Annotated in this window: 6 protein-coding genes and 1 pseudogene; 1 reads left to right on the top strand and 6 read right to left on the bottom strand. The window is 65.3% G+C overall.

Annotation, left to right across the window (positions count from 1 at the left end; genetic code table 11):
• The 3 genes and pseudogenes from glyA to WS45_RS06405 all read right to left on the bottom strand — a co-directional run.
• Positions 1 to 218: pseudogene (gene glyA / locus WS45_RS06415) on the bottom strand (serine hydroxymethyltransferase); the annotation flags it as partial.
• 320 nt (positions 219 to 538) lie between these two features.
• The gene (locus WS45_RS06410) at positions 539 to 1,318 is read right to left on the bottom strand and encodes an SDR family NAD(P)-dependent oxidoreductase (RefSeq protein ID WP_059698865.1); all 780 of its coding nucleotides are present in this window, start codon (positions 1,316 to 1,318) and stop codon (positions 539 to 541) included.
• Between the two features lie 33 nt (positions 1,319 to 1,351).
• On the bottom strand, positions 1,352 to 2,599 hold the full coding sequence (locus tag WS45_RS06405; RefSeq protein WP_059698863.1) for a D-arabinono-1,4-lactone oxidase: 1,248 nt from the start codon (positions 2,597 to 2,599) through the stop codon (positions 1,352 to 1,354).
• Positions 2,600 to 2,860: 261 nt separating this feature from the next.
• On the opposite strand from WS45_RS06405, the gene WS45_RS06400 reads away from it, so the two are divergent.
• Positions 2,861 to 3,886 carry a helix-turn-helix domain-containing protein gene (locus WS45_RS06400; protein WP_059698860.1) on the top strand — a complete coding sequence of 342 codons (1,026 nt, stop codon included), beginning with the start codon at positions 2,861 to 2,863 and terminating at the stop codon, positions 3,884 to 3,886.
• 146 nt (positions 3,887 to 4,032) lie between these two features.
• Here WS45_RS06400 and WS45_RS06395 read toward each other — a convergent pair whose 3' ends face one another.
• The 3 genes from WS45_RS06395 to WS45_RS06385 form a co-directional block, all read right to left on the bottom strand.
• The gene (locus tag WS45_RS06395) at positions 4,033 to 4,461 is read right to left on the bottom strand and encodes a hypothetical protein (protein ID WP_059533782.1); all 429 of its coding nucleotides are present in this window, start codon (positions 4,459 to 4,461) and stop codon (positions 4,033 to 4,035) included.
• 44 nt (positions 4,462 to 4,505) lie between these two features.
• Positions 4,506 to 6,356, bottom strand: coding sequence for a S10 family serine carboxypeptidase-like protein (locus WS45_RS06390; protein ID WP_059698858.1), 1,851 nt, complete (start codon positions 6,354 to 6,356; stop codon positions 4,506 to 4,508).
• 747 nt (positions 6,357 to 7,103) lie between these two features.
• Positions 7,104 to 8,915, bottom strand: coding sequence for an ExeM/NucH family extracellular endonuclease (locus WS45_RS06385; protein WP_059698857.1), 1,812 nt, complete (start codon positions 8,913 to 8,915; stop codon positions 7,104 to 7,106).
• Between the last annotated feature and the right edge of the window lie 16 nt (positions 8,916 to 8,931).

The raw sequence follows: 8,931 nt of genomic DNA, 5'->3' as shown, positions 1-8,931 counted from the left end.
TCGACGTATTCACAGCCGCCGTAGTAACGCTTGCCCGGATACCCTTCCGCGTACTTGTTCGTGAGCTGCGAGCCCTGTGCGGCCATCACGGCCGGGCTCGTGTAGTTTTCCGACGCGATCAGCTCGATGTGCTCTTCCTGGCGGCGGTTCTCGTCCTGAATGGCAGTCCAGAGTTCCGGATCGACGTTGGCGACGGTGCTGGTGGTGCGATTGAACATGATGATTGATCAAAAGAAAGTGATGGATTGACCCTGGTATGCCGGACTTGCCCGGACCCGCGAAGCCGGGCGCCTGACCGGCGCCCGATGACGTCATCGCCCATGCCGCCCCGCGATGCCGGCTGAACGGTGATTCGGCATTGCCATTCCAGCAGACGCAAATCGGTTCAGATAGAAGGATTACGACAATCCGCTAGGACGCATCGCGCGACGACCCGCCAAAAAAAATCGAAGGCCCGCATCGCTGCGGAACCTTCGACGGAACCTGCCGCTCCTGGAGAACGCGTGCCTGCCCTTCGGCCTCCTGCGAATATCGGGGCCTAAACGGCGGAAAAACAGTTGTCGACGAACAGGTGCGTGCCGTTGACGAAGCTCGATTCGTCCGACGCCAGGAACAGCGCGGCCGCGGCCACTTCCGACGGCTCGCACAGCCGGCCTTGCTGCACCGCGATGGCCGCTTCGGTCGCGTCCACGCCCATCGCCTGCAGATCCTTCAACTCGCGCATCCCGTGCGGCGTGCGGATGAACCCGGGCGCCAGCGCGTTGCAGCGGATGCCGCGGTCGCGGTACTCGACGGCGATCGCCCGCGCGAACATGTGGCACGCGCCCTTGGTCGCGTCATACAGCACCTCGCCGGGCGTCGCGCACACGGCCGAGATCGACGACGTGCAGACGATGCTGCCGCGCCCCTTGTCCAGCATCTGCGGGAGGACCGCCTTCGTCATCAGGAACATGCTCTTCACGTTCACGCCCATCAGCCAGTCCCATTCCGACTCCTCGATGTCGAGGAACGGTTTGACGATCAACGTGCCCGCGTGATTGAACAGGATGTCCGCATTGCCATACTGCCGGCGCGCCGCGTCGACGGCCGCCTGCACGTCCGCCTGCCTCGACACGTCGGCGCCGAGGCCGATTGCCTGCAAGCCGGCATCGCGCAGCCGCGACGCAAGCGTTTCGGCCGCGTCGCCGTCGCGGTCGACGATCGCCACCTTCGCGCCCTGCGCGGCGAACAGTTCGGACGCGGCGGCGCCGCATCCGCCCGCGCCGCCGCTCACGATGGCGACCTTGCCGGCCAGGCGCCCGTCAATCTTGGCATTCATTCGTCGTTCTCCAGTCTGGTTCGTTCGGATTGCTCAGCTGAACAGCGTCCGAAGATGATCGTTGAGGAAACGGCCTTCCGGGTCCACGCTGCGGCGCAGTTCGCGGAACGCTTCGGCTTTCGGGAACCAGCGATCCACGTCGTCGCGGTTCGTGAAGTGCAGCTTGCCCCAGTGCGGACGCGACCCGTAATCGCGCAGGATGTCGTCGACGTCCTTCAGGAACGGCCAATAGTCGACGCCGTTCGGCCCGCCCGAGCACGAGATGGTTACGCTGTCCTGATTGTTGAACGGGCTGATCCACGCCGGATCGCCCTTCGTGAAGCGATACTCGACCGGGAAGATGCAGTCGCGATGCTTCGTGAGGATCAGGTCGCGCACGCGGCGCAGCGCTTCCTTGCCGTGTTCGGCAGGCACTGCGTATTCGAGTTCGTGGAAGTTCGCGACGTAGTGAATCGCATAGACCTCGGCGCTGTACGCGATCTTCTCGTGCTCGCCTTCGAAGAACGTGCGTTCGTCGGTGAGGTCCATCACCTTGATTTCGCACACGTCGTAGTCCTTCTTCGAGTTCGACACCTTCGCGGTATCGGGCAGGCAGTACAGGTGGCGGCTTTCGGACGTCGGGCACCAGAAGAAACCGAAATGCCGGTGCGTGGCCGCGAGCTCGTCGTACTTTTCCATCAGCGCCTCGAAGTCCTCGCGCCACACGCGGTCGTGCAGCCAGAACGCGTCGGTCACCTGCAGCGTCAGCTCCGACACCACGCCGAACAGGCCGATGTTCACCTGCGTCGCATGCAGCAGGTCGAGGTCCTGCCCGTCGCTCACTTCCATGATCGAGCCGTCGGGGCGAACGATCCGCATCCCGACGACCTGCGACGACAGGTTGCTCAGCGTCGTCCCCGTGCCGTGCGTGCCGGTTGCGAGCGCACCGGCAATGGCCTGCGAATCGATGTCGCCCTGGTTGACGAGCGAGAAGCCGATGGCCTTCAGATGACGCGTCACCGCGTTGATCCGCGTGCCGGCCTTCACCGTGACGCGCTTTCGTTGCGCGTCGACCGCGACGACGCCCTGGTAATCCTTCAGCGACAGCAGCAGGCCGCTCGTCGCGACGACCGGCGTGAACGAATGCCCCGATCCCGAGCATCGGACGTTCTTGCCCTGGCTCGTCGCGGCATGCACCAGCTCGGCGATCTCCGCCTCGCTGGTCGGCGACGCCATATGCGCGGCAACGCACGACTGATTGCCCACCCAGTTGCGCCAGAATCCGCCACGTGGAAGCTCCATCGACGTCTCTCCAGAAGTGTGCTGCCGGGACCACGCCGGCAGCCGTGTTCGGTTCGTCCGGCAACGAAGCGGGAGGCTCCCGGCGCCGGCGCGATGCGATACGTTGTGTTCCGTCCGTGCCAAAGGTATTGCGGCGGCCGGCTTTTCACTATCGGATTTCGGCAAGCGAGGGTTTCTTCGGGGAATCGGGCCATCGGGTTTTTTGACCGGCTCGGGCAGCGGCTACAATGCATCGATCCGGCCCGCCCCTTCCCGACTCCGATGACGCCGTCCGCCGATCCGAGCGATTTTTCTGGCGCCCCGCCGCTCGCACGAACGGTGGCGTTCTGCGCGTTCACCGACGTGGAGGAGCAGGCGCGAATCTTCGACGGCTGGGATCTCAACTACACGCAAATCTCGGGCGGCCGGTTTCATGGCTCGTCGTCCATCGTGTCGCTCGGCGGCATCCGGCTTCTGGTCGAGGATCTCGACAAGGTGATCCTGCAGCAGGGCGCGGTGCCGTCCGACCGCATCGCGGTGGCCGTGCCGCTGGAGCTCGAAGGCCATGCGCGCATGTGCGGCGAGAAGAGCGGGCGCGACAGCCTGCACGTGTTCTCGAGCCAGCCCGTGTTCGAGTTCTATTCGCCCGACCGGCACGTGCTCGTGAACGTCGAGATCGAGCCCGACAAGCTGTCGACGGAGGCGATGCGCACGCTCGCCGCGTCGCTGCGCGCGCGCACCTTCGCGCCGCTGATCCCGATGACGCCCCAGGTCGCGGACCGCTTGCGCGACCTGCTGCGCCACACGATGGCCGCGGCCGCGAAAAGCACGCCGATCGACGACGTGACGACGCAGGAGCGGATCGAGCTGCTCGAGCGGACGGTGCTGTATGCGATTTCCGAAGCGATGACGACGCCCGCGCCGGACGCGGACACCCTCGCGACACGGCCGACGAAGTACTGGTCGCTCGTGAACGCGGTGCAGGAGCGGCTGCAGGACGCGTCGACGTGTCCGCTGTCGATCGCCGAACTGTGCGTGCAGCTCGGCATCAGCCGGCGTACCGCGCAATACGCGTTCAACGACACGCTCAACCTGAATCCGATCGCGTATCTGCGCGCCGTCCGGCTGAATCACGTTCGTCGCGAACTGCGGCTCGGCGGGTCCGTGACGTCGGCCGCGACGAAGTGGGGCTTCTGGCACCTGAGCAGCTTTGCTCAGGACTACCGCGCGATGTTCGGCGAGTTGCCGTCGGCGACGGCGCGGCGTTACGCGCATCGGGAAGCCGAACATCGATCACGCGATGCGTGACGCGGCTTCGCGCTGCCCGCGCATGAACTGAACCTCCATGTAGAAAGCCGCGGCCGAACGTGCGCCGCGGCGGGTTCAAAACAGACCGTCGGTGCAGGGAGACGGCCCGCATCGGCCATCACCCCGCGCACGACCTCGCTACATCGTCACTCCTGCTGCTCCTGCTCCGCCTGCACCTGCCGCTGCTGGATGAACTGCCGCACATCGCTCATCGTCACGCGACCGGTGTGTTTCGCATCGATCTCGTCGAAGTGCTTCGCGACGAAGCCCAGCCCGCTGCTTTGCGCCTGCGCTTTCGTCACCGCCGCGCCGTTGCTCAGCACCGTATTGCCGCCGAGCCGGGCGTCGACGCGCTTCTGCGCCTGCTGTTGCAGCGTCGCGCCGGTCGACGGCAATACCGGCGCCACGCGGGTCGCAGGAAAGAACGGACCGTCGACACCGTGCCCGCCGCGCGGCAGCTTCACCGGCGCCACCGCCTGCGGCGGCAGTGCGTGGGCGCTGCTCATCACGGCACCGAGGACGATCAACGGAGACATACGCCGCATCAAGTTGATTAGGGACATGATCACTCGCATTCAATGGATGAATTGAGGGTTCCTTTTCGCAAGGAGTCCGTCGTTTACGGTGCGGCCGCCAGCGTCGTCGCGGCCGTCGCGCCCGGCACGCTGCCGGTCGGCGTGCCGGCCGGGTTCTCGTCCGGCCACGGCGGCGGCAGTGTGCGCAGCGTCAGCGCGGTCGGAATCCGCCTGCCCTGATAGAAGATCGTCAGGTCGCGCTTCATCTGCGGACGGGCCACGTCATCCAGATACGTCATGTGCCCGCCCTGGAAGAAATTCACCTGCAGCTTCGGGTTCAGGCCCTTCACCGTCTGCAGCCGCGCGAGTTGCTTCTCGGTGTTGAAGAACGGCGTCGCCAGGTCGTGGAGGCCGTTCTCCGCGAGCACCCGGAGCTTCGGATTGAGCTGAAGCGCGCCGAGCAGATCGGGGATCGAGTCGGGCATTGGCTGGCCGTCATGCGAGAAGTCCCACACCTGGATGATGTTGTCGTTCAGCGGCAGGTAGGTCGCGTTCGGCGCGGTGTAGCCGAGGTAGTCGGGCATCTGCGTCGCGAGCGCGTTCGTGAACGGCTGCGAGATCAGGATGTCCGACGGATCGCCGTCCGTTTGCAGCCGCGGATCCGAGTTCGGCAACGACACGCGTCCGTCGTAGCGTCCGATCGTCGTGCCGGGCAGCAGGCTCGTGCCGAACGGATTCGCGTTGAAGTAGCCGCGCAGCGCCTGCTGCGTGAGGCTCGACGGCAGCGACCACAGCTTCAGCGTCGCATCGCTCGGGAACACCGGCGTGCCGAGCGCATCCGGAATGCCGAGCTGGCTCAGCACCCACGACTGCGAGTACTGCTGCAACTGGTTGTAGATCAGCGTCGTGAACAACTCGGTCTGCAGTGCATACAGATACGGGTTGACCGGCGCCGGCGACACCTGGTTGAAGTACGCGGCGACCGCCGCATAGCCGGGCAGGTAGCCGGCCACGGTATCGGTCTCGAGCAGCAGCCCTTCGGTCGACTGCGTGATCGCCACCGCTTCCACCGCATCGGCGAAGTAGTTCAGGATCGACGATTGCAGCACGATCCCCGTCAGGTGCACACCGGCGGACTCGAGCGCCAGCGCGAGCATGTCGGTACGCGGCGTGCCGTACGATTCGCCGTACAGGTAGATCGGCGACGTGCCGCGGCTGTTGACGTTCAGGTAGCGCTGGATGAAGTCGCGCATGATGTTGACGTCCGCGTCCGAACCCCAGTACTTCTGATTGGTGTTCGGCAGCACGGCTTCCGACAGCCCGGTTCCCGGCGGGTCGATGAACACGAGGTCGGTCGTGTCGATCAGGCTGTCCGCGTTGTCGACGAGCGGATAGTTCGGCCAGTTGTTGCCGAACAACGGATCGGGCGTGGCGACGCGCGTCGGCGCGAAGGAGCCGAGGCGCAGCCAGATCGACGACGAGCCGGGGCCGCCGTTATAGACGAACGTGACGGGGCGCGGCTTGCCGTTCGTGCTCGGCGCGGTGTACGCGACGTACGACATCGACGCTTCGGCGTTGCCGTTCGCGTCCTGCGCGGTCAGGTGGCCCGTGGTCGTCGTGTAGCTGACCGTCGTGCCGCCGGATTTCCACTGGTAATGCATCACCGCCGCCTTCTCCGAGACCTGCGCGGCCGCGAGGCCGTCGGTCGCGTTCATCGAATACGCGACGGGGTCGACGTAAGGCTGGTTCGCCGCCGGCGACTGGCTGCCGGCCGCCGCTTGCGCGCCGGCCTGCTGGCTGGCGGTGGCCTGCGCGAGGCTCGACGCGCCGACCGACGACGAATCGTCGCCGCCGCAGCCCGCGAGCACGAGCGTCACGATGGTCAATGCGCCTAGCCCGGCCAGCCTGCCGCGACGCTCGCGGCGGCTGCCGGTACTGCTCCTGTCTGGTTTCATGCCTCGATCCTTGTGTTGAGTCGGATACCGCTTCACACAGGCCGCCATCGCCGGCGAAAAACGCGCAGGCATACCCGCCACTCGCGTTGCACGGTTGGCAGACGGCGGTTGGGGATTGGACTTCTTCGAGAGACTGAACTTGATACAGACACAGCAAACTGCTGGCGGAGAATGATGCGGAAACGCCGCCCCCTGGCAGTTTCGACGACTTATCGTATTACCTGAATTTACGACACCACAAAAATAGGCGGTGCTGCGCCGCGTTGTCAAAGATCATTCCGATATTAAAAAATCTCTTATGATGCGAACGGCGATCAGTGTCTGGCATTTGAAAGAAAACACGATTGTTCGCGTTCAGGTCGTTATGCGAGGCGTTTTTATTGGAATGCGACGGCGTTTTCGCATGCCGCACCGCCCTTGCCGGGATTCGAAAGTGCGCGTGATCCCCTTCAAATCGACAGGATTTTTCTTTCATTTTAATTATCCCGGATCAATTAGTGAGATTCATTGAATAAAAACCGGCATCGTCCATAAAATACCGATGCCGATTATTTCTCGGAAACACAACGGAATTATTTACCCGATACCGGAATTAAACTGTGGAGTGCGCCAAACGGCATTGATGCGTCATGCGCAGGCATTCGCGATGAAGAAGCCGTCATTCGCGCCGCTCATTCCGGATCGCATGACAGCGCGAGCGGCGCAACCGCCGCCCGCGCGCCGTACTTCAGATACTCGATTCAGCGATCAGCGCCCGCCGCCCGGCAACGCGATATCGATCAGCACCGGATCGTGGTCCGACGAACGATACGCATCCGGCGCGTAGAACGTTTTCTGCTGCTCGGCCGACTTGTACGCGAGCGTGTACTGCAGCGCGAGCGGCTCGTCCGCGTTGATGTGCCATTCGTGCACGGCCTTCACGTGCGACGCGAGCGGCAGCGATGCAAGCGCGTGATCGAGGTAGCCGGCTTCGCCGTTGTACACGTAGCTGTACGCATTGGCGCCGATCCAGCGCGACACCAGGTTGCGGTAGCCGCGCGATTCGAGCAGGCGGATCGGGTCTTCATACGTGTAGCTGTTGAAGTCGCCGATCAGCAGCGTGCCCTGCCCCGCGATGCCCGTCGGCGTGCCGGCGAGCCAGTCGGCCAGCTTCGCGGCCGCGCGCGTGCGCGTCGGATTCCAGCAGCCCTGGCCGTCCCCCTGGTCGCGGTCGTCGTTCGCCGCGTCCGGGCAGTTCTTCGACTTCAGGTGGTTGACCGCGATCGTCAGCGCCTGCTTGCCGCCGATCCGGCGGAACGACTGCGCGAGCGGCTGGCGGTTCTTGTCGTCGATCGCGAGCGTCGACGCGCGGCCGACGGGTTCGACCGCGCGGCTGTCGTAGATCATCGCGACCGCGATCGCGTCGCCGCCGAGGCGCGACGTGCCCGGATCGACGACGCGCCAGTGGCTGCCGAGCTTCGCGGCAAGCTGGCGCACCGCGCTCAGTTCGCCGTAGCCGTTGTTCTGGATTTCCATCAGGCCGATCACGTCGGCGTCGAGCGCCTTCAGCGCGCTGACGATCTTCGCTTCCTGGCGCTGGAATTCCTGATAGGTCTTCGCGCCGCGGTTGTTCGGATCGTCGAAGCCGCCGCCGAGACCGTTGCCGTTGAAATAGTTGAGGACGTTGAACGACGCGACGCGCAGGTTCGATTTCGGATCGCGCGCCGGGGCGTTGGTGCGCGGGTTCGAACGCGTGTCGAACGTCGGCGCGGCCGCGCCGGGCAGCGGCTGCACGCGCCATGCGCCGTAGCGCACCTCGAGCACGCCTTCGACGTCGCGCACGGTGTAGCCCGAGCGCAGCGGGTTCGCGGCCGACAGCTCCGGCGCCGGATACGGCACGGTCGCCGGGTTCTGCTTGTTCGAGCCGTCGTCGAGGATCAGCCGGTTGCGTGCGTTCGCATCGATCTGCGTCTGCGCCTGCGACGGCGGCACCACGCTCGTCGGCGTGCGCAGGCGGCCGTTGCTCAGCATCACGCTGCCGTAGCGGCCGAGTTCGTAGTTGTCGGTGACGGTGAGCGTCTGCGGCAGGCGCACGCGCATCCCTTCATATGCGGCGAACGCGTTCGGGTTGTCGACCGGCAGCGTGAGCGTGGCCGGCGTGACCGTCTGGCCGTTCGCGCACACGGCGATCGCGCCCGACAGCGTGAGCTGCGTCTGCCCGTATTTTTCCTCGACCTTGCCGGTCACGTGCACGAGATCGCCGGCCTTCGCGCGCACTTTCGGCGCATAGACGAACAGGCCTTCGGACACGCCCGGCTGGTTGCGGCGCTGCGCATCGGCCTGCTGGACGAAGAAGCCGCCGAAGCCGTCCGTGCCGCCGAAATCGGCGGTGACGACCGCTTCGATCGACACGTTCTGGCCGGCGAGCGGCGACGGCGCGCCCGGTCCCTGGATGTCGGCGATCGGCGTCGTGCTGCCGCCGCAGTTCGGACTGACGGGCGCGGCGGTGGCGGCGAAGACCGGCGCGGCAAGCGTGGGCAGCAGCAATAGCGGGGCAAACAGGCGGATTGTCGAGCGCATGACGGGGAATCCCGGT

This window comes from Burkholderia sp. RF2-non_BP3 (assembly GCF_001522185.1).
GTDB lineage: Bacteria > Pseudomonadota > Gammaproteobacteria > Burkholderiales > Burkholderiaceae > Burkholderia > Burkholderia diffusa.
The sequence above is the reverse complement of the archived record's forward strand: the minus strand, read 5'-3'. Positions and strand labels throughout refer to the sequence as shown.

Coding starts and splice junctions, on each gene's coding strand:
- WS45_RS06390 (WP_059698858.1), bottom strand. CDS start 6,356: ATGAAACCAGACAGGAGCAGTACCGGCAGCCGCCGCGAGCGTCGCGGC.
- WS45_RS06410 (WP_059698865.1), bottom strand. CDS start 1,318: ATGAATGCCAAGATTGACGGGCGCCTGGCCGGCAAGGTCGCCATCGTG.
- WS45_RS06385 (WP_059698857.1), bottom strand. CDS start 8,915: ATGCGCTCGACAATCCGCCTGTTTGCCCCGCTATTGCTGCTGCCCACG.
- WS45_RS06400 (WP_059698860.1), top strand. CDS start 2,861: ATGACGCCGTCCGCCGATCCGAGCGATTTTTCTGGCGCCCCGCCGCTC.
- WS45_RS06395 (WP_059533782.1), bottom strand. CDS start 4,461: ATGCGAGTGATCATGTCCCTAATCAACTTGATGCGGCGTATGTCTCCG.
- WS45_RS06405 (WP_059698863.1), bottom strand. CDS start 2,599: ATGGAGCTTCCACGTGGCGGATTCTGGCGCAACTGGGTGGGCAATCAG.